We start from the raw sequence: 24,311 nt of genomic DNA, 5'->3' as shown, positions 1-24,311 counted from the left end.
GTCGCCCGCCCCTTTCGGGGCGGGCTGTAAAAGGTAAACAGTAAAAAGGTAAGAGCTGAGGCTGGTCCCTGTTTACTGTTTGCAGGCAGCGAAGCTGCCGGTTTTACAGCTAGCGCCAGCGAGCGGCTTTACCGACCGAAGGAAAGTACTTTCCTTTGGTCGGTTTTACGGTTATAGTTTCAATCTTGCCTGTCGATGGTCCATAGACGGACCGCCGACCTTACAGCGAAATGAGGCACAGGAAGTGCTTCGAGTTCGCTGGCCGGGATGGCCAATACGCAAGAAAGGGCTTGGGCGACGAAGCGTGACGCTTTGTTGACCTGGCCATTTCGCGCGTTTTATACTTTTTCGTCTGGGCGGGCCCGTTTAGGGCCTGCCTAGTCTTTTAAGGCCAGTTCGTGGCGCGGTTTTTCGCCCGTCGCGATGGCCTGCAGCACCGCAGTAAATGGGTTGTGCGGATGGGTGAGAAGCCCATCCGGTTCACAGAATTTGTTCTTTCGATAACAGGACACGGTTTATGGCGAACCAAAAGATTCGCATCCGGCTCAAGGCGTTCGATCATCGTCTGATCGACCGTTCGGCCAGCGAAATCGTCGAGACGGCCAAGCGCACCGGCGCTACGGTTCTCGGCCCGATTCCGCTCCCGACCAAGATCGAGCGTTACACCATTCTGGTGTCGCCGCACGTCGACAAAGATGCCCGCGACCAGTACGAGACCCGTACGCACAAGCGCGTGCTCGACATCGTCGACCCCAACGACAAGACCGTGGACGCGCTCATGAAGCTTGATCTCGCCGCTGGCGTTGACGTTCAGATCAAGCTCGGTTGAGCGATAGACAGGATACGAAGATGAGTATCGGACTGGTTGGCCGCAAGTGCGGCATGAGCCGACTCTTCACTGAAGACGGACGCTCGATTCCGGTGACGCTGATTGAAGCCACCCCGAATCGCGTTACGCAGCTGAAGACGGAAGATAACGATGGTTACAGCGCTGTGCAGGTCGCGGCGGGCGTCAAGCGCGCCAGCCTGCTGACCCAGCCGCTGAAGGGTCACTACGCCAAGGCGAAGGTTGAGCCGGGTCGTGGTCTGTGGGAGTTCCGCGTGTCTGCCGACGATCTCGGCAAGTACAGCGTGGGCGCCGAGATCAAGGCTGACGACGTGTTCTCGGTGGGTCAGATCGTTGACGTCGCCGGCGTGTCGAAGGGCAAGGGCTTCCAGGGCACCATCAAGCGCCACAACTTCACCATGGGCGACGCGACCCACGGTAACTCGCTGTCGCATCGCGCGCCGGGTTCTATCGGTCAGCGCCAGACCCCGGGTCGCGTGTTCCCGGGCAAGAAGATGGCAGGCCACATGGGCGCGGTGAACCGCACCCAGCAGGGCCTGGAAGTGGTCAAGGTCGACGCCGAGCGTCATCTGATCGCGGTGAAGGGCGCGGTGCCGGGTGCTACCGGCGGCGACGTCGTCATCCGTCCGACGACCAAGGGTTGAGGAGAGACGCCATGGAACTGAATGTCATTGGCGCCAAGCCGCTCAGCGTGTCGGACGAAGTGTTCGGCGGCGAGTTCAAGCAGGCACTGATTCACCAGGTGGTGGTGGCCTACCAGGCCGGCGGTCGCGCCGGTACCAAGGCCCAGCTGTCGCGTGGTGAGCTGTCGGGTACCACGAAGAAGTTCAAGAAGCAGAAGGGCGGCGGCGCTCGTCACGGCGACTACCGCGCTCCGATCTTCGTGGGCGGTGGTGTCACGTTCGCTGCCAAGCCGCGCAGCTTCGAGCAGAAAGTCAACCGCAAGGCCTACCGCGTTGCGATCCGCTCCATCCTGTCGGAACTGAACCGCCAGGGTCGTCTGAAGGTGGTCGAAAGCTTCGGCATCGACACCCCCAAGACCAAGGCGATGGTCGCCAAGCTGGCCGAGCTGCAGGTTTCCGGCCGCGTGCTGCTGGTGTCGGAAGACGCCAACGAGGCCACCTTCCTGGCCGCGCGCAACATCCCGTACATCCACGTCGTGGACGTGCTGGCGCTGAACCCGGTCAGCCTGGTCGGTTCGGACCACATCGTCATGACCGTCGATGCGGTGAAGAAGATCGAGGAGTGGCTGGCATGAGCAACGAACGCATCCTGAATACGCTGCGCGCGCCGCACATCTCGGAAAAGGCAGCTCGCCTGGCTGAGAAGAACCAGTACGTATTCGTGGTTGCCCCCGAGGCAACCAAGGCCGATGTCCGCGCTGCGGTGGAACAGATGTTCGACGTCAAGGTCGAGCAGGTGAACCTCGTCAACGCCAAGGGCAAGGTCAAGTCCTTCCGTTTCCGCGCTGGCAGCCGCCAGGGCAAGCGCAAGGCCTATGTGCGCCTCGCCGATGGCCAGACCATCGACGTGTCGACCAAGGCCTGAGCCAGGAGTTGAATTGAGATGGCACTGATCACTCACAAGCCGACCTCCCCCGGACGCCGCGACGCAGTCAGCGTGCGCACCGAAGGTCTCCACAAGGGCGCGCCGTACGCGGCCCTGACCGAGGCGAAGACCAAGAACGGCGGCCGTAACCATTACGGTCGCATCACGGTCCGTCACCAGGGCGGCGGTCACAAGCAGCGTTACCGCATCATCGACTTCAAGCGCGACAAGGAAGGCATTGCCGCCCGCGTCGAGCGCATCGAATACGATCCGAACCGCACCGCGCACATCGCGCTGCTGTGCTACGCCGACGGCGAGCGCCGCTACATCATCGCGCCGAAGGGCGTGCAGGTGGGCGACCGCCTGGTGTCGGGCAGCGATGCGCCGATCAAGGCCGGCAACAGCCTGCCGCTGCGTTCGATCCCGGTCGGTTCGACCATCCACTGCATCGAGATGAAGCCGGGCAAGGGTGCGCAGATCGCACGCTCCGCCGGTGCCTCGGTCCAGCTGGTGGCCCGCGAGTCCGGCTACGCCACCCTGCGTCTTCGCTCCGGCGAAATGCGCAAGGTGCCGGTCGACTGCCGCGCCACCATCGGTGAAGTCGGCAACAGCGAGCACAGCCTGAAGAAGCTCGGCAAGGCCGGCGCCAAGCGTTGGCTCGGCATCCGTCCGACCGTCCGCGGTGTTGTCATGAACCCGGTCGACCATCCGCACGGTGGTGGTGAAGGCCGTACCTCCGGCGGCCGTCATCCGGTCAGCCCGTGGGGCACGCCGACCAAGGGTTACAAGACCCGCAACAACAAGCGCACGCAGCAGTTCATCGTGCGTCGCCGCAAGTAATAGGAAACGACTATGCCGCGCTCTCTAAAGAAAGGTCCGTTCGTCGACCTGCACCTCGTAAAGAAGGTGGAAGCCGCCGTTTCCGCCAATAACAAGCGTCCGATCAAGACCTGGTCGCGTCGTTCGATGATCCTCCCGGAGATGGTTGGCCTGACCATCGCCATCCACAACGGCCGTCAGCATGTCCCCGTGCTGGTCAACGAGAACATGGTCGGGCATAAGCTCGGCGAGTTCGCGGTGACCCGTACCTTCAAGGGCCATGGCGGCGACAAGAAGGGCAAGTGATGAGCACTGAAGCCAAAGCGATCCTGCGCAGCGCCCGCATTTCGGCGCAGAAGGCACGCCTGGGTAGCTGACCTGGTCCGCGGTATGCCCGTGGGCCGTGCCAGCGACGTGCTCAATTTCACCAACAAGAAGGCCGCGCACATTGTTCGCAAGGTGCTGCTGTCGGCCGTCGCCAACGCCGAGAACAACCTCGGCGCTGACGTCGACGAGCTGAAGGTCTCGCGCATCTTTGTCGACGAAGGTCCGGCGATGAAGCGCATGTATGCCCGCGCCAAGGGCCGCGGTTCCCGCATCCTGAAGCGCACGAGCCACATCACTGTGGTCGTTGGCAACTAAGAGGACATAGACGATGGGTCATAAAGTTCATCCCACCGGTATCCGCCTCGGCATTGCCAAGGACTGGAACTCGAAGTGGTACGCCAATAAGGGCGAATACGCCCAGTACCTCGCCGCCGATCTGAAGGTTCGCGAGATGCTGCGCAAGAAGCTGGCCCAGGCCGGCATTTCGAAGATCCTCATCGAGCGTCCGGCCAAGACCGCGCGCGTGACGATCCACACCGCCCGGCCGGGCGTGGTGATCGGCAAGAAGGGCGAGGACATCGAGAAGCTGCGCAAGGAAGTCAGCGACATGATGGGCGTTCCGGCGCACATCAATGTCAGCGAAGTGCGCAAGCCCGAGCTGGACGCGCAGCTGGTTGCCGAGTCGATCGCGCAGCAGCTTGAGCGTCGCATCATGTTCCGCCGCGCCATGAAGCGCTCGGTTGGCAACGCGATGCGCCTGGGCGCCCTGGGCATCAAGATCAATGTCTCTGGCCGTCTGAACGGCGCCGAGATTGCTCGTTCCGAATGGGCTCGTGAGGGTCGCGTCCCGCTGCACACGCTGCGTGCGGACATCGACTACGGCTTCGCCGAGGCGAAGACCACCTACGGCATCATCGGCATCAAGGTGTGGATCTACAAGGGCGAGATCTTCGATCTGTCCCAGGTCAACCAGGAGCCGAAGGAAGAGCAGTCCCAGCCGCGCCGTGAGGGTGGCGAGGGTCGTCGTGAATCGCGTCGCGAGGGCGGTGAAGGCCGCCGCGAGCGGACGGCGAAGTAAGGAGAGTTGCCATGCTGCAACCCAAGCGAACCAAATTCCGTAAGCAGTTCAAGGGCCGCAACGACGGTCTGGCATTCAGCTCGAACCTCGTCAGCTTTGGCGAATTCGGCCTGAAGGCCACCACGTTCGGCGCGCTCACCGCGCGCCAGATCGAGGCCGGTCGTCGCTGCATCACCCGCTTCGTCAAGCGCGGCGGCAAGCTGTGGATCCGCGTGTACCCGGACAAGCCCATCACCAAGAAGCCCATCGAAGTCCGAATGGGTGCCGGTAAGGGTGGCGTCGAATACTGGGTCGCGCCGATCCAGCCGGGCCGCATGCTGTATGAAATCGAGGGTATCGACGAGGCGACCGCACGCGAGGCTTTCCGCCTTGCCGCTGCCAAGCTCTCGGTCCAGACCCAATTCGTGACCCGGGCGGTGATGTGATATGGCCATCAAAGATCTGACCAACAAGACGGCCGAAGAGCTGAATAAGCACCTGCTGGACCTGCGCAAGGAGCAGTTCAATCTGCGCATGCAGAAGGGCACCGGCCAGCTCAACCAGCCGCACCAGCTGCGCCGCGTTCGGCGCGACATCGCCCGCACGAAGTTCGTGCTCGGCGGCAAGAAGTAAGGGACGGCCGATATGAGCGACAACCAGAAGCAGACGCGCACCCTCGAGGGCCGCGTCATCAGCAACAAGATGGACAAGACCGTGACGGTCCTGATCGAGCGCCAGGAACAGCATCCGCTGATCGGCAAGATCATCCGTCGTTCGACCAAGCTGCACGCGCAGGACGACCTGGGAGCCAACGAAGGCGACCTGGTCCGCATCGCGGAATGCCGTCCTCTGTCCAAGACCAAGCATCACCGCGTGGTCGAAATCATCACGCGCGCTAACGTCTAAGGGAGGGTGCAGACATGATCCAGATGCAAAGCACGCTTTCCGCGGCTGACAATAGCGGCGCCCGCGAACTGATGTGCATCAAGGTGCTCGGCGGCTCCAAGCGCCGTTACGCCGCGATCGGTGACGTGATCAAGGTCACCGTGAAGGATGCCATCCCCCGCGGCAAGGTGAAGAAGGGCGAGGTGTACAACGCCGTGGTGGTTCGTACCGCCAAGGGTGTGCGCCGTCCCGATGGCTCGCTGATCCGTTTCGACGGCAACGCAGCGGTCCTCCTCAACAACAAGCTCGAGCCGATCGGCACCCGTATCTTCGGGCCGGTCACTCGCGAGCTGCGCAGCGAGAAGTTCATGAAGATCGTCTCGCTCGCGCCCGAAGTGCTCTGAGCGGAGACTAGACCATGAACCGTATCCGCAAGGGTGATCAGGTCCTCGTGATCACCGGCAAGAACAAGGGTCAGCGCGGCGACGTGCTGCGCGTTGATGGCGACCGCGTGTTCGTCTCCAACGTGAACCTGGTCAAGCGTCACACCAAGCCGAATCCGCAGGCCAACCAGGCTGGCGGCATCGTCGAGCGTGAGGCTTCGATCCACATCTCCAACGTCCAGCTGTTCAACTCCGCCACGGGCAAGGGTGAACGCGTTGGCGCCAAGACGCTCTCTGATGGGCGTAAGGTGCGCGTGTTCAAGTCCAACGGCGAAGTTGTGGACGCGTAAGGAATCTTTCGTTATGACGACGCGTCTCGAAACGTTTTACAAAGACCAGGTCATCAAGAAGCTCACCGAGCGTTTTGGTTACCAGAACGTGATGCAGGTTCCCCGCATCACCAAGATCACGCTGAACATGGGCGTGGGCGAAGCGGCCGGCAACAAGAAGGTGCTTGAGAACGCCGTGGCCGACATGGCCAAGATCTCGGGCCAGAAGCCGATCCAGACCAAGGCCCGCGTGTCGGTGGCCTCGTTCAAGATCCGCGACGGTTGGCCGATCGGTTGCAAGGTCACCTTGCGCCGCGCCCAGATGTGGGAATTCCTTGATCGCCTGATCAACATCTCGCTGCCGCGTACGCGCGACTTCCGTGGTGTGTCGGGTCGTGCCTTCGACGGCCGTGGTAATTACAACTTCGGCATCAAGGAACAGATCATCTTCCCGGAAATCGACTTCGACGCCGTCGACGCGATGCGTGGCATGGACATCTCCATCACCACCACCGCCAAGACCGACGAAGAAGCCAAGGCGCTGCTGGAAGCCTTCAGCTTCCCGTTCCGCAACTAAGAGAGTCGCGAGAGACACATGGCCAAGACCTCGATGGTTAACCGCGACCTCAAGCGGACCAAGCTCGTCAAGAAGTACGCCGCCAAGCGCGCCGAACTGAAGGCGATTGTGCTGAGCCCCACCGCCTCCTACGAGGAGAAGATGGAAGCCCAGGCCAAGCTGCAGAAGCAGCCGCGTGACGCCAGCCCGGCTCGCCAGCGTACCCGCTGCGCGCTGACCGGCCGTCCGCGCGCCGTGTACCAGAAGTTCGGCCTCGGCCGTAACAAGCTGCGCGAAGCCACCATGCGTGGCGACGTTCCTGGCCTGCGCAAGGCCAGCTGGTAAGACCCAAAACGGGGCAGGGCGGGTGCAAACCCTCCCTCGCTCGAAGCGGCGGCAGGCCTTCCGGCCTGCCGCTGTTGGTGCGATTACGCGCCGAAGTTCGCAAAGTCGGAAAAATGCTGCTATAGTCGATAGTCTGCGCTCCGCAGGCTGGCGTCTTTGCCGGCACACAACTCAATTGATTTCCGGTTTTTCGGATATCGGTGCACTCTGAAGGATGTTTTCATGAGCATGACTGATCCCATCGCCGATCTGTTTACGCGCATCCGCAACGCCCAGCTCACGGGCAAGCAGACCGTAAACATGCCGTCGTCGAAGCTGAAGGTGGCCATCGCCAATCTTCTCAAGAACGAGGGCTATATCCTCGACGCCAAGTCTTCCAGCGTGGAAGGCAAGCCGGTGCTCGAGATCAAGCTCAAGTATTTCGAAGGCCGTCCGGCCATCGAGTCCATTACCCGTGTCAGCCGCTCCGGCCTCCGCGTCTACCGCGGCAAGGACGAGCTGCCGAAGGTCCTCGGTGGCCTGGGTATCTCGATCATCTCGACTTCCGCCGGTCTGCTGACCGACGCGCAGGCCCGTGCCAAGGGTCTGGGCGGCGAAGTCATCGGCCAGGTCGCATAAGGAGCCGACGATGTCCCGCGTTGCCAAACAGCCGATTACCCTGCCGAAGGGCGTTGAGATCACCTCGAACGCCAACGGCATCACCGTCAAGGGCCCGAAGGGCACCCTGGCGACCCACGCCTTGCCGGGCGCATCCGTTTCCATCGACAACGGCGTGGCGAACATCGCCGTCGCCGAGGGCGCCGACGACAAGTTCGGCGGCACGCTGCGCGCGCTGCTGGCCAACATGGTCAAGGGCGTGTCCGACGGTTATGAGCGCAAGCTCGAGCTCGTCGGCGTGGGCTACCGTGCCTCGATGGCCGGCAAGTCGCTGAACATCGCCCTGGGCTTCTCGCACCCGGTCGTGTTCGACGCTCCGGAAGGCATCACCATCGAAACCCCGTCGCAGACCGAGATCCTGATCAAGGGTACGGACAAGCAGCGCGTGGGCGAAGTGGCCGCCAAGATCCGTGCGATCCGCCCGCCGGAACCGTACAAGGGCAAGGGCGTCCGCTACTCGGGCGAGAAGATCACCCTGAAGGAAGCCAAGAAGGCATAAAGCGAGTTAGTACGCTGTCCCTGCATGTGGAAGCGGCCAACCATGGCCGCACTCTTCAAGAAAAGCAGGGCGCATCTACACAAAGCTACTTGCCGATCCGTTTCCAGGAATTATGACGATGAACAAGAACGAATCCCGCTTGCGCCGCGCCAAGGCCACTCGCTCCCACATCCGCAAGCTCGGTGTGGCTCGCCTGTCGGTCCATCGCACCGGTCAGCACCTGTACGCGCAGGTGTTCGCCGCCGACGGTCAGAACGTTGTCGCAGCTGCTTCCACCGTGCAGAAGTCGGTGGCCGAAGGCCTGAAGGGCACCAAGAACCTCACCGCCGCCGCCGCTGTCGGCAAGGCCGTGGCTGAGCGTGCCCTGGCCGCCGGTATCGAGTCCGTGGCGTTCGATCGCTCGGGCTTCCGCTTCCATGGTCGTATCAAGGCGCTGGCCGATGCGGCCCGCGAAGCCGGCCTGAAGTTCTAAGCCGGTTGGCATCGAGTGCCGGGTTGGCCCGGCACTTGAAGCCACGTGTAGTACCCACAACTCCAAGCGGCCCAGCCGCAAGCAAAAGTCCTGGTTCGCCAGGCATACGGAAAAGAACATGTCTTCTACCGATCGCGAAAATTCGGACGGCCTGCTCGAGAAGCTGATTGCCGTCAACCGCGTGGCCAAGACCGTCAAGGGTGGCCGCCAGATGAGCTTCACCGCGCTGACCGTGGTCGGCGATGGCGAAGGTCGCGTGGGCTTCGGCTATGGCAAGGCGCGTGAAGTGCCGGTCGCCATCTCCAAGGCCATGGACCGCGCCCGCCGCAACATGGTGAGCATCGATCTGAACAACGGCACCCTGTGGTACGCCATCAAGGCCAACCACGGCGCGGCCCGCGTGTTCATGCAGCCGGCCTCCGAAGGTACCGGCGTCATCGCCGGCGGCGCCATGCGCGCCGTGCTGGAAGTGGTGGGCGTGAAGAACGTGCTGGCCAAGGCCGTCGGTTCGCGCAACCCGATCAACCTGGTCCGCGCGACCATCAAGGGCCTGCAGGCCGTTGCCTCGCCGAAGCAGATCGCTGCCAAGCGCGGCAAGACCATTGAAGAGGTGCTGGGCAATGGCTAAGAACGAAACCGCCGCCACCGTGCGCGTGCGCCTGGTCAAGGGCCTGCGCGGTGTGCAGAGCCGTCATCGCCTGAGCGTCAAGGCGCTCGGCCTGAACAAGCTCAACGACGTCCGTGAACTGAAGGACAGCCCGCAGGTGCGTGGCCTGATCAACACGGTCTATTACCTCGTGCGGGTTGAGGAGTAATCACCATGCGTCTTAACGACATCAAGCCGGCCGCCGGTGCCCGCAAGACCCGCCTTCGCGTGGGTCGCGGTATCGGTTCGGGCCTGGGCAAGACCGCCGGTCGCGGTCACAAGGGTCAGCACGCCCGCGCGGGCGGCACCCACAAGTACGGCTTCGAAGGCGGTCAGATGCCGCTGCAGCGCCGCCTGCCGAAGGTAGGCTTCCGCTCGCTGAAGAAGGCCGAGAGCCAGGAAGTGTTCCTGTATCAGCTGGCCACCCTGAAGGCCGACGTGATCGACGCGATCGTCCTGCATCAGGCCGGTCTGATCGACAGCCGCGCCAAGAAGGTCAAGGTCGTCGCCAAGGGCGAGATCGGCCGTGCGGTGAAGTTGTCGGGCGTGCTGGCCACGGCCGGCGCCAAGGCGGCGATCGAAGCTGCCGGCGGCAGCGTGGAGTAATCACGTGGCGTCAGCCCAGGGCACATCGCTCGGATCGCTCGGCAAGCTGACGGAACTGCGTCAGCGCATCTTCTTCGTGATTGGTGCGCTGATCGTTTTCCGTCTCGGTTCCTTCATCCCGGTCCCGGGTGTCAACCCGGAAGCCATGACGAGCCTGATCGAGCAGGGCGGCGGCCTGATGAACATGTTCAACATGTTCTCGGGCGGCTCACTGGCACGCTTCTCGGTGTTCGCGCTCGGCGTGGTGCCGTACATCTCGGCCTCCATCGTGGTGCAGATGATGGGTTCGGTGATCCCGAGCCTGCAGGCATTGCGCAAGGAAGGGGAGTCCGGTCGTCGAAAGATGACCACCTACACGCGCTTCGGCACGGTGGGCCTGGCGGCCTTCCAGGCGTTCGGCATCGCGGTGGCCCTGCAGAAGCAGGTCGCGGCGGGTGGTGCGCCGGTGGTCTATACCCCGGGTGCCGGTTTCATCATGGCGTCGATCGTCGGCCTTACCGCCGGCACGATGTTCCTGATGTGGCTGGGCGAGCAGATCACCGAGCGCGGCATCGGCAACGGTATCTCGCTGCTGATCTTCGCCGGCATCGTCGCTGGTCTGCCGGGTGCCGTGGCGCACACGCTGACCATGGCCAGCAACGGCGAGCTTTCCGTGATCAAGATGATCATGGTGGTGGGCCTGATCCTCGCGGTGACGGCGTTCGTGGTGTTCATGGAGCGCGCCCAGCGGCGCATCACCGTGAACTATGCGCGACGTTCCGGCGGGCAACGGGCCTACATGAACCAGACCTCGCACTTGCCGCTGAAGATCAACATGTCGGGCGTGATCCCGCCGATCTTCGCATCGAGCCTGCTGATGTTCCCGGCCACCGCGGCAACGTGGTTCGGCCAGGGCCACCAGTCGCGCTGGCTGACCGAACTGACCCAGGCGCTGACCCCGGGTGAGCCCCTGTACGACATCGTCTTCGCGGTGCTGGTGATCACGTTCGCCTTCTTCTATACGGCGATCGTGTTCAACTCCCAGGAGACGGCGGACAACCTCAAGCGCTCCGGCGCCCTGATTCCGGGTATCCGCCCCGGCCGCTCGACGGCCGATTACATCGATAACGTGATGACCCGTCTGACCGGTGTCGGCGCCCTCTACCTGGTGCTGGTCTGTCTGGTTCCCTCGTTTATGCAAAAGGCGTGGCACGTCCCGTTCTACTTCGGCGGCACCTCTCTGCTGATCGTCGTGGTTGTGGTGATGGATTTCACTGCCCAGGTGCAGGCGCACCTGGTCAGTCACCAGTACGAAAGCCTGCTCAAGAAGGCCAACCTCCGCCGCAACTGATGGCTGCTGGGGTGGTGGGAAGTTGGTCTGGATTGGAGGGCGGCGGCACCCCTGGTGCCGCAGGGCTTTCCTGTTGGGTTGTTTACGGTTAGAATTGCGCGTTTACCGCGCACGAAACGCATCGGAGAAAGTACATCATGGCGCGCATCGCGGGTGTCAATTTGCCGGTCCAGAAGCATGTCTGGGTTGGCCTGCAAAGCATTTATGGGATCGGCCGCAGCCGGGCCAAGAAGGTCTGCGCGGACGCGGGCGTGGTTCCGACCACGCAGATCAAGTCCCTGAGTGAAGGTGAAGTCGAGAAGCTTCGCCACGAAATCAGCAAGTACGTCGTCGAAGGCGATCTGCGTCGCGAGGTGGGTATCGCCATCAAGCGCCTGATGGACCTGGGTTGCTACCGCGGCCTGCGTCATCGCCGTGGTCTGCCGGTGCGCGGCCAGCGCACGCGTACGAACGCACGCACCCGCAAGGGCCCGCGTCGCGCGATCAAGAAGTAACGGATTCCGAACATGGCCAAGCCTGTCAAGACCAAGAAGAAGATCAAGCGCGTTGTCACGGATGCCGTGGCCCACGTGCAAGCCTCCTTCAACAACACCATCGTCACCATCACCGATCGCCAGGGCAACGCCCTGTCGTGGGCGACTGCCGGCGGCGCGGGCTTCCGCGGTTCGCGCAAGTCGACCCCGTTCGCTGCCCAGGTGGCCGCCGAGAAGGCTGGCCGCGCGGCTGGCGACTACGGCGTGAAGACCGTGGAAGTGCGCATCAAGGGCCCCGGCCCGGGCCGCGAGTCGGCGGTGCGTTCGCTGAACGCCCTCGGCTACAAGGTCCTCAACATCATCGACGTCACGCCGATCCCGCACAACGGCTGCCGTCCCCCCAAGAAGCGTCGAGTCTAAAGGAGCATACCCATGGCACGTTATCGTGGAGCTACCTGCAAGCTCGCTCGCCGCGAGGGTGCAGACCTCAGTCTTAAGAGCCCCGCTCGCGCTATCGATTCGAAGTGCAAGCTGGAAAACAAGCCCGGCCAGCATGGCGCCAACAAGCGCGCCCGCCTGTCGGACTATGCGCTGCAGCTGCGTGAAAAGCAGAAGGTCAAGCGCATCTACGGCGTCCTCGAGCGCCAGTTCAGCAACTACTACACCAAGGCGTCGACCCTCAAGGGCAACACCGGTGAGAACCTGCTGCGCCTGCTCGAAAGCCGTCTGGACAACGTCGTCTATCGCATGGGTTTCGCGGTTACCCGCGCCCAGGCCCGTCAGCTGGTCAGCCACAAGGCTGTGCTGGTCAACGGCAAGAAGGTGAACATCCCGTCGTACCAGGTTCGTTCCGGTGACGTGGTGGCCCTGACCGAGCGCGCCCGCAACCAGCTGCGCGTGCAGGAAGCGGCAACCGTGTTCGACACCATGGACCTGCGCCCGCAGTGGGTGGAAGTCGACAGCAAGAAGTTCGAAGGCACCTTCAAGGCGATGCCGGACCGCGGCGACCTGCCGACCGACATCAACGAGAGCCTGATCGTCGAGCTCTATTCGAAGTAATCAACCGGAGCCCTGCATGGCAGTTTCGTCAACTAGCGTGCTGCGGCCTCGCGGCCTCAGCGTCGAGCAGCTTGGACCCAACCGCGCGAAGGTGGTGGTCGAGCCGCTCGAGCGTGGTTTCGGCCACACCCTGGGCAACGCGCTGCGTCGCGTGCTGCTTTCCTCGATCCCTGGCTCTGCCATCGTCGAGGTGGAAATTGATGGCGTGCTGCACGAATACACCACCCTCGAGGGTCTGCAGGAGGACGTGATCGAAGTCCTGCTGAACCTCAAGGATGTGGCGATTCGCCAGCACTCGGGTGACGAAGTCACCCTGACCCTGTCCAAGAAGGGCAAGGGCGTGGTCACCGCCGGCGACATCGCCGTCGACCACTCGGTGGAAATCATCAACCCCGAGCATGTGATCTGCCACCTGACCAAGGACATCGCCCTCAACATGCGCCTGAAGGTGCGTCGCGGCGTCGGCTACCAGCCGGCCAGCGCGCGCCAGCATCCGGATGATGAGGCCCGTCCGATCGGTCGCCTGCAGCTCGACGCGTCGTTCGCGCCGGTGCTGCGCGTGGCTTACGAAGTGGACGCTGCCCGCGTGGAACAGCGCACCAACCTCGACAAGCTCGTGCTGGACATCGAGACCAACGGCACCATCGGTGCGGAAGACGCGGTCCGCAAGGCCGCCGAGATCCTCAACGACCAGCTGTCGGTGTTCGGTGACTTCTCGCGTCGCGAGAGCGCCACGGACAAGGCGGAGAAGGGCGGTTTCGACCCGCTGCTGCTCCGTCCGATCGACGACCTGGAGCTCACCGTGCGTTCGGCGAACTGCCTGAAGGCCGAGAGCATCTACTACATCGGTGACCTGGTGCAGAAGACGGAAGTCGAGCTGCTCAAGACGCCGAACCTCGGCAAGAAGTCCCTGACCGAGATCAAGGACGTGCTGGGTGGTCGTGGTCTTGCCCTGGGCATGAAGCTCGAGAACTGGCCGCCGCCGGGCCTCTCGCACGGCATGCAGCTGGGCTGATGTTTCAAGGCGGCCGTTCGCGGTCGCCGGTAGTATCGGCAAACCGGCGAGCGTACCTCGGTACGCTCGCCGGCTGCCAAAAGGGCGGTCCACGGGCCGCCTGATATTTCGGGCGGCCGCCTTGGTCGCTTGGTATTGGCAGTCTGACGAGTGTTCATCCCTCGGATTTTGCAGACGCCCAACGGCACTATTGCCGTCTTGCTCAACAAGAGCCCGTGACACGAAGGGCTTCATCAGCGGGTAACCGCGGGAAGTCGGACATAACCGCCGGCTTTTCATAACAACAGACAAAGAGAGTATTGCCATGCGCCACCAGAAATCCGGTCGCAAGCTCAACCGCACGAGCAGCCACCGCGAAGCCATGTTCAAGAACATGGCCGCGTCGCTGATCAAGCACGAGCTGATCCGCACCACCCTGCCCAAGGCCAAGGAACTCCGTCGCGTCGCCGAGCCGCTCATCACGCTCGCCAAGACCGATGGTGTTGCCAACCGCCGTCTCGCTTTCGCTCGCCTGCGCGACAAGGAAGCCGTGGGCAAGCTGTTCATCGAGCTGGGTCCCCGTTACCGCGAGCGTCCCGGCGGCTACCTGCGCATCCTCAAGGCTGGCTTCCGTGCCGGCGACAACGCCCCGATGGCGTACGTCGAGCTGGTCGATCGCCCGCGCACCGAGGCTGCCGCCGAGTAAGTCCGGCGACACTGACGTATCGTGAAACCCCGGCCGGGCGACCTGCCGGGGTTTTGCTTTTCCTGGGTAGCTGCTCCCTTGCGGGAGCGCAGCTTCCGCCCGGCTGCGGCAGGGCGGGAGCGAGGGGGAAGTGAATCCCCGAAAAGGGGATAAATGGCGAGGGCGCAAGCCTGGACGTCCTCACCCAGGCAAACCGCCGACCGTTGGTCGGCGTTGGCGCTCTCGCTGCTTTCGGTCCTCGCCATCACGCAGGGGAGGGTGAGGCAGGGCGGCGAGAAGGGCCGGGTTGTCCGGCAGGGCTGACAGTCGCCGGGCGAGCGGGTAATGTCCCGTTTTCGCAACGCAACATGCCTGAGCCAATGAATCCCTTCCGCTGGTCGTTCCGTACCACCTATCTCGCGGGTTTCTTCGTGTGCGCCGCCCTGCTGGGCTATGCGCTGTATGCAGAGCACGTGCTCGGCATGATTCCCTGTCCGCTCTGCATCTTCCAGCGCATCGCGTTCATGGTGATGGGCGTGTTTTTCCTGCTCGGCGGCGTGCACGCACCGCGCGGCGGAGTGCGATGGGTGTATACCGGTGGCGTGGTGCTTGGCGCCCTGGGTGGCATCGCCACGGCGACGCGGCATCTTTGGTTGCAGACGTTGCCGGCCGACCAGATTCCCGCGTGTGGACCGAACCTGGGCTACATGATGGACACGTTTCCGTTCGCGAAGGTGTTGAAGATGGTGTTCACCGGTTCGGGCGAATGCGCCAAGATCGAGCCGGTGTTTGGGCTCCCCATGCCTGCCTGGACGCTGCTCTGGTACCTGTTGCTTGTCTTCGCCGCGCTGTATGCCGCTGCGCGCAAGCGCGCCTGACCGGGCCATTGCCATGAGCCATGCCTTGCCTCTGACACAACTCGTTCCCACCGGCTGGACTCCCGCGAGTTGGAAGCAGCGTGAAGCGCTGCAGCAACCTTTTTACGAAGACGCGGCCGAGCTCGCCCGCGCCACGAGCCAACTGGCCGCGCTTCCTCCCCTGGTCACCTCCTGGGAAGTGCTGGCCTTGAAGCAGGCGCTGGCCGATGCCCAGGAGGGCAAGCGCTTTTTGCTGCAGGGCGGCGATTGCGCGGAGAGCTTTGCCGACTGCACCAGCCCGATCATCTCCAATCGCCTGAAAGTGTTGTTGCAGATGAGCCTGGTGTTGGTGCACGGCCTGCAGAGGCCGGTGCTGCGCGTCGGGCGGTTTGCCGGCCAGTACGCCAAGCCTCGTTCAGCCGATACGGAGACGCGCGATGGCGAGACCCTGCCGAGTTTCCGCGGCGACCTGGTCAACAGTCCGGAGTTCACGCCGCAGGCGCGCCGTGCCGATCCGCAGCGCCTGATCCAGGCGCACGCGCATTCCGCGCTGACGATGAATTTCGTCCGTGCGTTGATCGATGGTGGCTTCGCCGATCTTCATCATCCCGAGTATTGGGATCTCGCCTGGGTGGAGCACTCGCCCCTGGCGGCCGAGTATCGGCGCATGGTCACCGCCATCGGCGACTCGTTGCGCTTCATGGAGACGCTGGCGGGCCCGATTGCCGGGTTCTCGCGCGTGGATTTCTTCACGTCGCACGAAGCGCTGCTGCTTCACTACGAGGAAGCCCTGACGCGCCAGGTGCCGCGCCATCGCGGCTGGTTCAACCTGTCCACGCACTTTCCGTGGATAGGCATGCGCACGGCGGCACTGGATGGCGCCCACGTGGAATATTTCCGCGGCATCCGCAATCCGATCGCGGTGAAAGTTGGGCCGTCGGTCACGCCGGAGCAGCTGCTGCCGCTGATCGATGCGCTCAATCCGGACGATGAGCCGGGCCGCCTCACGCTGATCCATCGCATGGGCAATGGACCCATCGGCCGCGCGCTGCCGCCGCTGCTGGACGCCGTGAAGCGGGAGGGGCGTCGCGTGCTGTGGGTCGCCGATCCGATGCATGGCAACACCGAGACCACCTCCAACGGCTACAAGACGCGTCGCTTCGATAACATCCGCGGCGAATTGGACCAGGCGTTCGACATCCACGCGGCGGCAGGCACGCGCCTGGGCGGCGTGCACCTCGAGCTGACGGGTGAGGACGTGACCGAATGCATGGGAGGTGCCCGTGACCTCAGCGAGACGGACCTGGACCGAGCCTACAAGTCGATGGTCGACCCGCGTCTCAACTACGAGCAATCGCTGGAGCTGGCGATGCTGATCGTGCGCAAGTCGGTTGGTTCACCCCCCGCCTGAAGGCTGGCCCAGCGATTCACTCCAAGCCCGGCTTCAGCCGGGCTTTTTTTGGCCGAAACCGGGGCATGGCAGCAGACTTTTCCGAAAGATGAGCCTGTGATGAATATGTGACGAAAATCCTGCGAGAATGGCGACGGGGTAGGCAAGCCGGTTGGTCCGGTGGTGCCTTTCCAAACAGGGGTTGGTTTCGGCAGTGATGACGTTCGGCAACGGTATAGCGCGCGTCTGGGGACGCTTCATGGCGTATAGGGGACTCCAGCATCTGTGGGTGGCGGGCATCTATGGGGCCTGCTACGAGCTGATGCGCGAGATTTCCGTCGCGAACTGGAACCTCCCCACGGGTTTGCGCGTGCTGTGCCTGCTGCTGGTGCCGTACCGTTTCTGGCCGGCGATGATGATCGGCGAAACGATCGCCCTGGCCCATCACGGCTGGGCGCATCACGACGAGTTCGGCTGGCTCTGGATGGCGGTCATCACCATCCCTCCCTTGCTGCTGTTTGCGGCGCCGGTGGAGCTTGCACGCCGCCACCTTCCGCTATTTCGAGGCGGGGAGCCCGACGTCGCGGCGATGCTGACGTACGTCCTGATTGGCGGAGCGGTGAACGCGCTCGCCAATACGTGGGCCCTGTCGACGGTGCACATGCCACCTGGCGAGACGGCACCGGCAATCACCATGCATATCGTGCTGACCTATTTCCTGGGCAGCTATCTCGGCGCGTTGACCCTGGTACCCGCGGTATTGGCCCTGTGGGAGCCAGGGGCCGGCTGGTCGCGCGTTGCCACCGATCGCGCGTTTCTTCGCGACAGTGCGATCGGCGTGGTTCCCGCGCTGTTGCTCTTGATGTGTCTCATCACCTACAGCAAGAACGATGAAGTGGTGGAGATCGCGCGCATGGCGGCGTTTCTGCCCGCGGCGTGGATGACCTTGCGCCATGGCTGGCGTGGTGCCGCGATCGCCGGGTTGTTGGCCAGTTTCGCCGTGGAATTCACGGTCACGGTCACCGTCAGCCGTGATCCCGCGGTCATCCAGGCGCAGGCGCTCGTCGCCTTTGCGGTGTCCAGCCTGCTCATGCTGGGCGGCCGGTTGCCGCGTGTCGTCAAGGAAGCGGGTGCGGATGCGCGTGGCGTGGGTGAATCGTTGCGCGGATTCCAGCTCGCCCAGCAAGGGCTTTACCAGGAAGAGCTGCGACTTCGTTACGTGGCCGATTCGCTCGATCGACTGGGCGAGTCGATGCTCGTGGGCCAGAAGCGCATGATGGATCGCCTGGGGCCGGCGCTTCCTTCGAACATGGAGCATGCCTACGCGAGGCATCTGGATCTGACCCAGCGCGAAATGCAGCGGCTGGCCAATGCCTTGCACCCGCGTTCGTGGCGAGAGCGTGGCCTGGTCGCGACCTTCGAGGACGGCCCGCTCGCCCAGGCCGCCGCGATGGCGGGGGCCGAGTACGCCTGCGAATTCGCCGGCGCCGGGTTGAACCTGCTGGCCCCCGACGTTCACATGATGCTCTACCGGCAGGCCTGCGAGGTGCTGGTGTACCTGCTCGCGCGGGAACCCGTCCGGCGCGTTCGATTGCAGATACGCGGCGGCTGCACGCGCGGGCGCCGCTGGGTGGTATTGCGCATGACGGCCGCACGGGCTGCTGCCTCCCAGCGAGGCCGGCCTGCACCCGAGTGGCGGCAACTGGTATCCCTGTTGGGTACCAATGGACAAGGCATGGCGACCGTGCGCGAGCGCGCGCTCATCTATGGCGGCGTGGTGCACGAGCGCGAGGACGAGCAGCGGCTCGGCGTCACGCTGCTGCTGCACGACGCGCTGCGTACCGATGGGCCGGCTGACGTCGACCTGGTCTACGCGCGGCCGCTGTCGACCTAGGGAGCCGGCGGTACGGGTTTGCCGCCGATGGTGTCCAGGAACGTTGGCGGCTGCCACGCCTTCGCGTGCTGCTCGAAACCATAGGCGATGCTGATCAGGGTCGGCTCGCTCCAGCGCGCGCCAAACAAGACGATGCCCACCGGCAGGTCATGCGCGAAGCCGGCGGGGACGGTGATGGACGGATAGCCGGCCATCGCCGCCGGCTGCGAGGCGCCGCCGACGGTCGGATCGCCGCTGACCACGTGGTCGCCCAGCACGGGATCGGTGACGAAGGTCGGGCCCCATGAAGGTGCAAGCAGCGCGTCCAGATGATGGGCCTTCAAGGCCGCATCGATCCCGTCAGGGCCGGAGAGCTGCTTGGCTTTGGCCAGGGCGGAGAGATAGGCCTCGTCGCTGAGCGCGCCCTTGGCCTGCGCCTGTTCGAACAGTTCCTGCCCGAACCAGGGCATCTCCCGCTCCGCCTCGCGCTGGTTGAAGGCGATCAGGTCGGCGAGGGTCTTTACCTTCAGCCCGGTGCGGGTGGCCAGGTAGGTGTTGATGTCGTGCTTGAAGTCGTAGAGCAGCACGGTCAGTTCCGTATCGCCCAGTTCCTTCAGGTGCGGCAGGTCCACCGGGTCGACGATGATCGCGCCCTGCGCCTTCATCAGCGCGATGGCTTCGTCGAGGATGCGGTCCGCATTCGGTTCCGCGCCGCCCAGCGCGCGCACGACGCCGATGCGTTTGCCGCGCAGGCCGTCGGCATGGAGGAAGCGGGTGTAATCGGTGGCATGGCGATCGGCCTCGACAGTGGCCGGATCGCGCGGATCGCTGCCGGCGATGGCGCTGAGCAGGGCGGCGGCATCGGCCACGCTGCGTGCCATGGGGCCGGCGGTGTCCTGGCTGTGGCTGATCGGCACGATGCCGCTGCGGCTGACCAGGCCCAGCGTCGGCTTGATGCCCACGATGCCGTTGGCGGCGGCGGGGCAGATGATCGAGCCATCCGTTTCGGTGCCGATCGCCACCGTGACCAACCCCGCCGCGACCGCGGCGCCCGAGCCGGCACTGGATCCGCAGGGGTTGCGGTCGAGCGCGTAGGGGTTGCGCGTCTGCCCGCCGCGTCCGCTCCACCCGCTGCTGGCATGGTTGGAGCGGATGTTGGCCCATTCGCTGAGATTGGTTTTGCCGAGGATCACCGCGCCGTGGCTGCGCAGGCGCTCGACCAGTCCGGCATCGCGTGGTGCCGGCGCGTCCATCATCGCAAGCGAGCCGGCCGTGGTCAGCATGTGATCGCCGGTGTCGATGTTGTCCTTCAGCAGTACCGGGATGCCGTACAGCGGGCCGCGTCGCTTCGTGCGCTTGCGCTGACCGTCCAACTGCTGCGCGATTTGCAGGGCATCGGGATTGGTCTCCTGCACGGCTTTCAGCGTCGGCCCGGACTGGTCGATGCGGCGGATGCGATCGAGAAACTGCTGGGCCAGGGCGCGGCTGGTCAACGTGCCCGCGTCCATGTGCTGCTGCAGCGTGGCGATGGAGGCAAATGCGTCGTCCGGCGCCTCCGCGGCCATCAACGGTGATGCGGCGAGCAAGGCAAGCACGGCGACGACAAGCGGGCGACGGAGCATGGAAGCAGCCTCGGACAAGGTTGTGCGACATGATGTCGCAAAACGGCAGGCTATCGGAGTTTGCCGTGGTCCATTGAGGGCCGCTGCCTATAATGAGCGACCGACATCGCCGCGCCGTCCTGGCGGCAGCGCACCAGGCTTACTAGGGAAGATCATGAAAGCGCTCTCAGCGAAGTGGCTGGCCAGGCGTGTCCTCGGCGCATGGGTGGGCATGCTCATCCTGTTCCCGCCCGGGACGCTGGCGCAGGATGCCCAGCATCCGGATATTCCCGACACCCTGCAGCAGCGCATCGCCGCCTGCACGGCCTGTCATGGCGTGCATGGCGAAGGAACCCCCGAGAGCGGTTTCTTTCCGCGCCTGGCCGGCAAGCCGGCGGGTTACCTGGCGCGGCAGTTGAAGGACTTCCAGGACGGACTGCGCAAGTACGGACCGATGGAGTACACGGCGCGTCAGCTCAGCCCGGAATACATGCACGAAATCGCCGAATACTTCGCCGCGCAGGACGTGCCCTACAGCCGCTCGCCGCTGCCCCCGTTGTCGCCGGCGACGCTCAAGCGTGGCGAGGAACTGGTGACGCACGGTGACCCGTCGCGCGAGATCCCCGCGTGTTCGGCGTGCCATGGCAGCCAGCTCACCGGCGTGCAGCCGGACATTCCCGGCCTTGTCGGGTTGCCGTACGACTACATCAGCTCGCAGCTCGGCTCGTGGCGCACCAAGACCCGCGCGACGGTGGCGCCCGACTGCATGAACGAGATCGCCAACCGGCTGAGCGAATCGGACATCAGCGCGGTGTCGGCCTGGCTGGCCAGCCGTGAATTGCCGGCGGATATGCATGCACAGCCTGCCGGCTCGGTGACGCCGCCGCTGCATTGCGGCGTGCTTGGCGACAAGGGAGACGGCGCATGAAGCGCGTCATAGCGATCGTGATCGTCGCGCTGCTGGCGCTGTCCGGCTGGTGGCTGTTCCGCACGCAGGACAGGCAGCCCGTAGCCCCATCGGCCAGCCAGGTGACGGAGGCCACGCTGAAGGATCCGGCGCTCATCGCCAAGGGCGAGTACCTGGCCAGCGTCGGCGACTGTGCTTCGTGCCATACGGAGCGGGGTGGCGTGCGCTACGCCGGTGGGCGCGTGTTGCCCACGCCGTTCGGCAACATCCCGGCGCCGAACATCACGCCCGATCGCGACACCGGCCTGGGTGGCTGGAGCTTCGAGGATTTCTGGCAGGCGCTGCACAGCGGCATGGGGCGCCATGGGGAGCTGCTCTATCCGGTGTTTTCCTACACCTCGTTCACCAAGGTCACGCGCGACGATGCGCTGGCCATCTTTGCCTACCTGCAATCGCTGCCGGCCACGAAGCAGGCGGCCAAGCCATTGGGGCTGGGCTTTCCCTACAGCGTGCGCAACAGCCTCAAGGCATGGCGCGCGCTGTATTTCCAGGAGGGCGAATACCAGCCTGACGCCACGAAACCGGATGCGTGGAACCGCGGCGCCTACCTCGTGCAGGGCCTTGGCCATTGCAACGAATGCCACGCGCCACGCGATTCGCTTGGCGGTTCACAGAACAAGCCTTCGCTCGCGGGCGGGCAGATTCCCTCGCAGAACTGGTATGCGCCCGACCTGAGCATGCAGGCCAACGGTGGCCTGCAAGGCTGGAGCGAACAGGACATCGTGGACCTGCTCAAGACCGGCCAGTCGGCGCGCGGCACGGCATTCGGCCCGATGGCGGAAGTGGTGCAACAGAGCACGCAGCACATGCGCGACGAGGATCTGCGCGCCATCGCCACCTACCTGCAATCGCTGCCGCCGCGCGTGGCCGTGGCGGAGCCGAAATCACCGCTCGATACCAGGCCGATCCTCGCCCAGGGCGCGAAGGTCTATGCGGAACGCTGCGCCGACTGCCATGGCAAGGACGGCAATGGCGTCGCCGGTATCTATCCGCCGCTCAACGGCAATTCCTCGGTGAACGAGCCCAGCGGGATCAATGCCATCCGCGTGGTGCTGCTGGGTGGTTTCCCGCCGGTGACGAAGGGCAATCCGCGCCCCTATTCGATGCCGCCGTTTGCCCAGCAGCTCAGCGACAGCGATGTTGCCGCGGTCGTCACCTACATCCGCCAGTCATGGTCCAACCATGCCGCGCTGGTGATGGAGCGCGATGTCATCAAGAACCGCCACACGCCGATCGACTGACGCCTACGCCCGTTGCGTCAGGCGGGCGTCGCCGGCAGCCGCACGGGAGAGGCAGTCGACGCCGACCAGGGCGGCGCGCACGGCCTCATCGAGCGGGGTGTAGAGATCCTCGCCGAGGAACGCCCGCAGTTTGCGGTCGTCCAGGCGGACCGGCGCGCGCCACAGGTAGCGCATCTTGCATAGCTCGCGCAGCGTCTCGTTGAACGGCGACGCCAGCCGGGCCAGCCACCAGGGAAACGCGCCGGCGCGGATCGCCGGGTTACCGGTGACGCGACGAATCGCATCCAGCATGGCGTGTCCATCCAGCCAGTGCCCGCCGAAGTGGAAGCTGTCGACGTCGGCCAGCTCGTGTTCGCGATCGAGCAGCCGCGCCAGCGTCTCGCCCACATCCGGCAGGTAGGCCCACGCATGGCCAAGCTCGTAGCGACCGGGATACCGGATGCGCCGCACGGGCTTGCCCGCCTGGATCAGCCCCTGCGCGAACCAGTTGTTGCCTGCGCGGGGACCGAAGAAGTCGCCGCACCGCAGCACCAGCGTGCGTACGCCGCCGGTCGAGGCATGGCGCAGCCGCCGCTCCATCTCCACCCGGATCTCGCCCTTGCGGGTGCATGGATGCTGTGGCGATGCCTCGCCGAGCAGGGGAAAGGCATCCGCCCCATAGTTGTAGATCGTGCCCGGCAATACGACGCGGGCGCGATGGAGCTTGGCCGCCTCGAGGGTGTTGTCCAGCATGGGCAATACCAGGCGCTCCCAGCCGCGATAACCGGGCGGGTTCACCGCGTGGACGATGACGTCGGCGCCCGCTGCGGCGCGCACGACGTCCGCGGCCTGCATGGCGTCGCCGATGCGGCAATCGATACCGTCCTTGCCGGCTTCCGGCGGCCTGCGCACCAGGGCGCGTACCTGCCAGCCATGCCGACGCAGGGCCAGGCAGGTTTCGCGGCCAATGCCGCCGTTTGCGCCGATGACTAGGGCTGTCCGCTGGATGGTCATGGTCGATTCCTCAGGGAAGGTGAGGAAAGCTTGTCGCTGGGCCTGTTGAATGAAAATTGCCTAATATCGAAGGTCTGCTATAAAAATATGCATGGCCTCGAACAATCCCGGCTGGGAGCTTTACCGGTCCTTCCTCGCCGTGATGCGCGAAGGCAGCCTGTCGGCGGCTGCGCGCGCCCTCGGCATGACCCAGCCCAGCCTGGGGCGTCATATGCGGGAACTGGAGGCGGCGCTTGGTGCGCCTCTGTTTGCGCGCTCGCCCCAGGGGTTGGCTCCCACCGAACTGGCGCATGAGCTGGTGCCTCACGCGCAGGCAATGGCTTCGGCGGCGGCAGCCCTGCAACGCACGGCATCGGCAGGCCGGGAGGAGATCAGCGGTACGGTGCGCCTGACCGCCAGCGAGGTCATCGGCGCGGAAGTGCTGCCGTCCATCCTCACCGTGTTCCGCGAGCGGCACCCTGGCATCGTCGTCGAGCTGGTGCTCTCCAACCAGACCACCGACCTGCTGCGCCGCGACGCGGACATCGCCGTACGCATGGTGCGGCCTGCCCAGGACGCCTTGGTTGCCAGGCACGTGGGACGCATCGAGCTGGGGTTGTTCGCCCACCGGCGCTACCTGGATGCGCATGGGCAGCCGTCGACGCTGGCCGAACTCGCCGGCCACGCGCTGATCGGCTTCGATACCGAACTGCCCTACATACGCCGGCTGCGTCCGGAGGGCCTGCCGTATGCCCGCGAGCATTTTTCGCTGCGCACGGATAGCGATCTGGCCGCGCTGGCGGCCCTGCGTGCCGGCTTTGGCATCGGCATCGCGCAGGTCAACCTGGCGCGGCGCGACCCGCAACTGGTGCGCCTGATGGCGGACCAGCTGT

Annotated in this window: 34 protein-coding genes and 1 pseudogene; 33 read left to right on the top strand and 2 right to left on the bottom strand. The window is 64.6% G+C overall.

Features of this window, described 5'->3' with window-relative positions:
- Positions 1-517 precede the first annotated feature (517 nt).
- The 30 genes and pseudogenes from rpsJ to JMF82_RS17725 all read left to right on the top strand — a co-directional run bounded on the left by rpsJ (position 518) and on the right by JMF82_RS17725 (position 18,658).
- On the top strand, positions 518-829 hold the full coding sequence (gene rpsJ, locus JMF82_RS17870) for a 30S ribosomal protein S10 (protein WP_014402136.1): 312 nt from the start codon (positions 518-520) through the stop codon (positions 827-829).
- Positions 830-849: 20 nt separating this feature from the next.
- A complete protein-coding gene (rplC, locus tag JMF82_RS17865; RefSeq protein WP_038620449.1) occupies positions 850-1,491 on the top strand; it encodes a 50S ribosomal protein L3 in 642 nt (213 codons plus the stop codon).
- A gap of 11 nt (positions 1,492-1,502) precedes the next feature.
- Positions 1,503-2,105 (top strand): 50S ribosomal protein L4, encoded by a 603-nt coding sequence (gene rplD / locus JMF82_RS17860; protein ID WP_201315884.1) that lies wholly within the window; start codon positions 1,503-1,505, stop codon positions 2,103-2,105.
- Complete coding sequence (rplW, locus tag JMF82_RS17855; RefSeq protein WP_038620445.1) at positions 2,102-2,395, top strand: 50S ribosomal protein L23; 294 nt, start codon at positions 2,102-2,104, stop codon at positions 2,393-2,395. Before rplD ends, rplW begins: the two co-directional genes overlap by 4 nt.
- An 18-nt stretch (positions 2,396-2,413) precedes the next feature.
- Positions 2,414-3,235 (top strand): 50S ribosomal protein L2, encoded by an 822-nt coding sequence (gene rplB / locus JMF82_RS17850; RefSeq protein WP_038620443.1) that lies wholly within the window; start codon positions 2,414-2,416, stop codon positions 3,233-3,235.
- A 12-nt stretch (positions 3,236-3,247) separates the two neighbouring features.
- Entirely contained in the window at positions 3,248-3,520 is a 273-nt protein-coding gene (gene rpsS / locus JMF82_RS17845) for a 30S ribosomal protein S19 (protein WP_017461870.1), read from the top strand.
- Positions 3,520-3,856, top strand: a pseudogene (gene rplV, locus JMF82_RS17840) (50S ribosomal protein L22). The gene rpsS and the pseudogene rplV overlap by 1 nt, the downstream one beginning before the upstream one ends.
- Before the next feature lie 13 nt (positions 3,857-3,869).
- Entirely contained in the window at positions 3,870-4,619 is a 750-nt protein-coding gene (gene rpsC / locus JMF82_RS17835; RefSeq protein ID WP_038620438.1) for a 30S ribosomal protein S3, read from the top strand.
- Between the two features lie 11 nt (positions 4,620-4,630).
- Complete coding sequence (gene rplP, locus JMF82_RS17830) at positions 4,631-5,044, top strand: 50S ribosomal protein L16 (protein WP_038620428.1); 414 nt, start codon at positions 4,631-4,633, stop codon at positions 5,042-5,044.
- Position 5,045: 1 nt separating this feature from the next.
- Entirely contained in the window at positions 5,046-5,231 is a 186-nt protein-coding gene (rpmC, locus tag JMF82_RS17825) for a 50S ribosomal protein L29 (protein ID WP_019464891.1), read from the top strand.
- A 12-nt stretch (positions 5,232-5,243) separates the two neighbouring features.
- Positions 5,244-5,504: a 30S ribosomal protein S17 gene (gene rpsQ / locus JMF82_RS17820; protein ID WP_038620426.1), complete on the top strand. Its 261-nt coding sequence runs from the start codon at positions 5,244-5,246 to the stop codon at positions 5,502-5,504.
- Positions 5,505-5,518: 14 nt separating this feature from the next.
- Positions 5,519-5,887, top strand: a complete 369-nt coding sequence (rplN, locus tag JMF82_RS17815; protein ID WP_038620422.1) for a 50S ribosomal protein L14 — start codon at positions 5,519-5,521, stop codon at positions 5,885-5,887.
- Positions 5,888-5,901: 14 nt separating this feature from the next.
- A complete protein-coding gene (gene rplX, locus JMF82_RS17810; protein ID WP_019464889.1) occupies positions 5,902-6,216 on the top strand; it encodes a 50S ribosomal protein L24 in 315 nt (104 codons plus the stop codon).
- 13 nt (positions 6,217-6,229) lie between these two features.
- Entirely contained in the window at positions 6,230-6,772 is a 543-nt protein-coding gene (gene rplE / locus JMF82_RS17805) for a 50S ribosomal protein L5 (protein WP_038620419.1), read from the top strand.
- Positions 6,773-6,790: 18 nt separating this feature from the next.
- Positions 6,791-7,096, top strand: coding sequence for a 30S ribosomal protein S14 (gene rpsN, locus JMF82_RS17800; protein ID WP_111981405.1), 306 nt, complete (start codon positions 6,791-6,793; stop codon positions 7,094-7,096).
- Positions 7,097-7,318: 222 nt separating this feature from the next.
- Entirely contained in the window at positions 7,319-7,714 is a 396-nt protein-coding gene (rpsH, locus tag JMF82_RS17795) for a 30S ribosomal protein S8 (RefSeq protein WP_201315883.1), read from the top strand.
- A 10-nt stretch (positions 7,715-7,724) separates the two neighbouring features.
- A complete protein-coding gene (gene rplF / locus JMF82_RS17790) occupies positions 7,725-8,252 on the top strand; it encodes a 50S ribosomal protein L6 (protein WP_201315882.1) in 528 nt (175 codons plus the stop codon).
- Positions 8,253-8,364: 112 nt separating this feature from the next.
- A complete protein-coding gene (gene rplR, locus JMF82_RS17785) occupies positions 8,365-8,724 on the top strand; it encodes a 50S ribosomal protein L18 (RefSeq protein WP_201315881.1) in 360 nt (119 codons plus the stop codon).
- Between the two features lie 118 nt (positions 8,725-8,842).
- The gene (gene rpsE / locus JMF82_RS17780) at positions 8,843-9,352 is read left to right on the top strand and encodes a 30S ribosomal protein S5 (RefSeq protein ID WP_019464883.1); all 510 of its coding nucleotides are present in this window, start codon (positions 8,843-8,845) and stop codon (positions 9,350-9,352) included.
- Entirely contained in the window at positions 9,345-9,539 is a 195-nt protein-coding gene (rpmD, locus tag JMF82_RS17775) for a 50S ribosomal protein L30 (RefSeq protein ID WP_019464882.1), read from the top strand. The genes rpsE and rpmD overlap by 8 nt, the downstream gene beginning before the upstream one ends.
- Entirely contained in the window at positions 9,539-9,976 is a 438-nt protein-coding gene (gene rplO, locus JMF82_RS17770) for a 50S ribosomal protein L15 (RefSeq protein ID WP_201315886.1), read from the top strand. The genes rpmD and rplO overlap by 1 nt, the downstream gene beginning before the upstream one ends.
- Positions 9,977-9,980: 4 nt before the next feature.
- Positions 9,981-11,306, top strand: a complete 1,326-nt coding sequence (secY, locus tag JMF82_RS17765; RefSeq protein ID WP_201315880.1) for a preprotein translocase subunit SecY — start codon at positions 9,981-9,983, stop codon at positions 11,304-11,306.
- 137 nt (positions 11,307-11,443) lie between these two features.
- Positions 11,444-11,800: a 30S ribosomal protein S13 gene (rpsM, locus tag JMF82_RS17760; protein WP_038620401.1), complete on the top strand. Its 357-nt coding sequence runs from the start codon at positions 11,444-11,446 to the stop codon at positions 11,798-11,800.
- A gap of 12 nt (positions 11,801-11,812) precedes the next feature.
- Positions 11,813-12,199 carry a 30S ribosomal protein S11 gene (rpsK, locus tag JMF82_RS17755; protein WP_007513384.1) on the top strand — a complete coding sequence of 129 codons (387 nt, stop codon included), beginning with the start codon at positions 11,813-11,815 and terminating at the stop codon, positions 12,197-12,199.
- A 12-nt stretch (positions 12,200-12,211) separates the two neighbouring features.
- Entirely contained in the window at positions 12,212-12,838 is a 627-nt protein-coding gene (gene rpsD / locus JMF82_RS17750; protein ID WP_038620398.1) for a 30S ribosomal protein S4, read from the top strand.
- 16 nt (positions 12,839-12,854) lie between these two features.
- Positions 12,855-13,853 carry a DNA-directed RNA polymerase subunit alpha gene (rpoA, locus tag JMF82_RS17745; RefSeq protein WP_038620387.1) on the top strand — a complete coding sequence of 333 codons (999 nt, stop codon included), beginning with the start codon at positions 12,855-12,857 and terminating at the stop codon, positions 13,851-13,853.
- Between the two features lie 304 nt (positions 13,854-14,157).
- Complete coding sequence (gene rplQ / locus JMF82_RS17740; RefSeq protein WP_111981411.1) at positions 14,158-14,538, top strand: 50S ribosomal protein L17; 381 nt, start codon at positions 14,158-14,160, stop codon at positions 14,536-14,538.
- A 359-nt stretch (positions 14,539-14,897) separates the two neighbouring features.
- Entirely contained in the window at positions 14,898-15,395 is a 498-nt protein-coding gene (locus tag JMF82_RS17735; RefSeq protein WP_201315885.1) for a disulfide bond formation protein B, read from the top strand.
- Between the two features lie 13 nt (positions 15,396-15,408).
- Positions 15,409-16,785: a 3-deoxy-7-phosphoheptulonate synthase class II gene (locus JMF82_RS17730; RefSeq protein ID WP_201315879.1), complete on the top strand. Its 1,377-nt coding sequence runs from the start codon at positions 15,409-15,411 to the stop codon at positions 16,783-16,785.
- A 238-nt stretch (positions 16,786-17,023) separates the two neighbouring features.
- Entirely contained in the window at positions 17,024-18,658 is a 1,635-nt protein-coding gene (locus JMF82_RS17725; RefSeq protein ID WP_201315878.1) for an MASE1 domain-containing protein, read from the top strand.
- On the opposite strand, the gene JMF82_RS17720 is transcribed toward JMF82_RS17725, so the two are convergent.
- Positions 18,655-20,259 (bottom strand): amidase, encoded by a 1,605-nt coding sequence (locus JMF82_RS17720; RefSeq protein WP_201315877.1) that lies wholly within the window; start codon positions 20,257-20,259, stop codon positions 18,655-18,657. The two genes, JMF82_RS17725 and JMF82_RS17720, sit on opposite strands and share 4 nt — an antisense overlap.
- Positions 20,260-20,470: 211 nt before the next feature.
- Between JMF82_RS17720 and JMF82_RS17715 the strand changes: the two genes are divergently transcribed.
- Together JMF82_RS17715 and JMF82_RS17710 are read left to right on the top strand one after the other, a co-directional pair.
- Positions 20,471-21,166, top strand: coding sequence for a c-type cytochrome (locus JMF82_RS17715; RefSeq protein ID WP_236585545.1), 696 nt, complete (start codon positions 20,471-20,473; stop codon positions 21,164-21,166).
- The gene (locus JMF82_RS17710; protein ID WP_201315875.1) at positions 21,163-22,446 is read left to right on the top strand and encodes a cytochrome c; all 1,284 of its coding nucleotides are present in this window, start codon (positions 21,163-21,165) and stop codon (positions 22,444-22,446) included. The genes JMF82_RS17715 and JMF82_RS17710 overlap by 4 nt, the downstream gene beginning before the upstream one ends.
- 3 nt (positions 22,447-22,449) lie before the next feature.
- Here the strand turns inward: JMF82_RS17710 and JMF82_RS17705 are convergent, their stop codons facing one another.
- Entirely contained in the window at positions 22,450-23,439 is a 990-nt protein-coding gene (locus tag JMF82_RS17705; protein WP_201315874.1) for an NAD(P)H-binding protein, read from the bottom strand.
- Positions 23,440-23,530: 91 nt separating this feature from the next.
- On the opposite strand from JMF82_RS17705, the gene JMF82_RS17700 reads away from it, so the two are divergent.
- Positions 23,531-24,311 (top strand): LysR family transcriptional regulator (locus JMF82_RS17700; RefSeq protein ID WP_201315873.1); only part of this gene is annotated, 781 nt, incomplete at its 3' end.

This window comes from Dyella sp. EPa41 (genome assembly GCF_016586165.1).
Taxonomy (GTDB): domain Bacteria; phylum Pseudomonadota; class Gammaproteobacteria; order Xanthomonadales; family Rhodanobacteraceae; genus Dyella.
The sequence above is the reverse complement of the archived record's forward strand: the minus strand, read 5'-3'. Positions and strand labels throughout refer to the sequence as shown.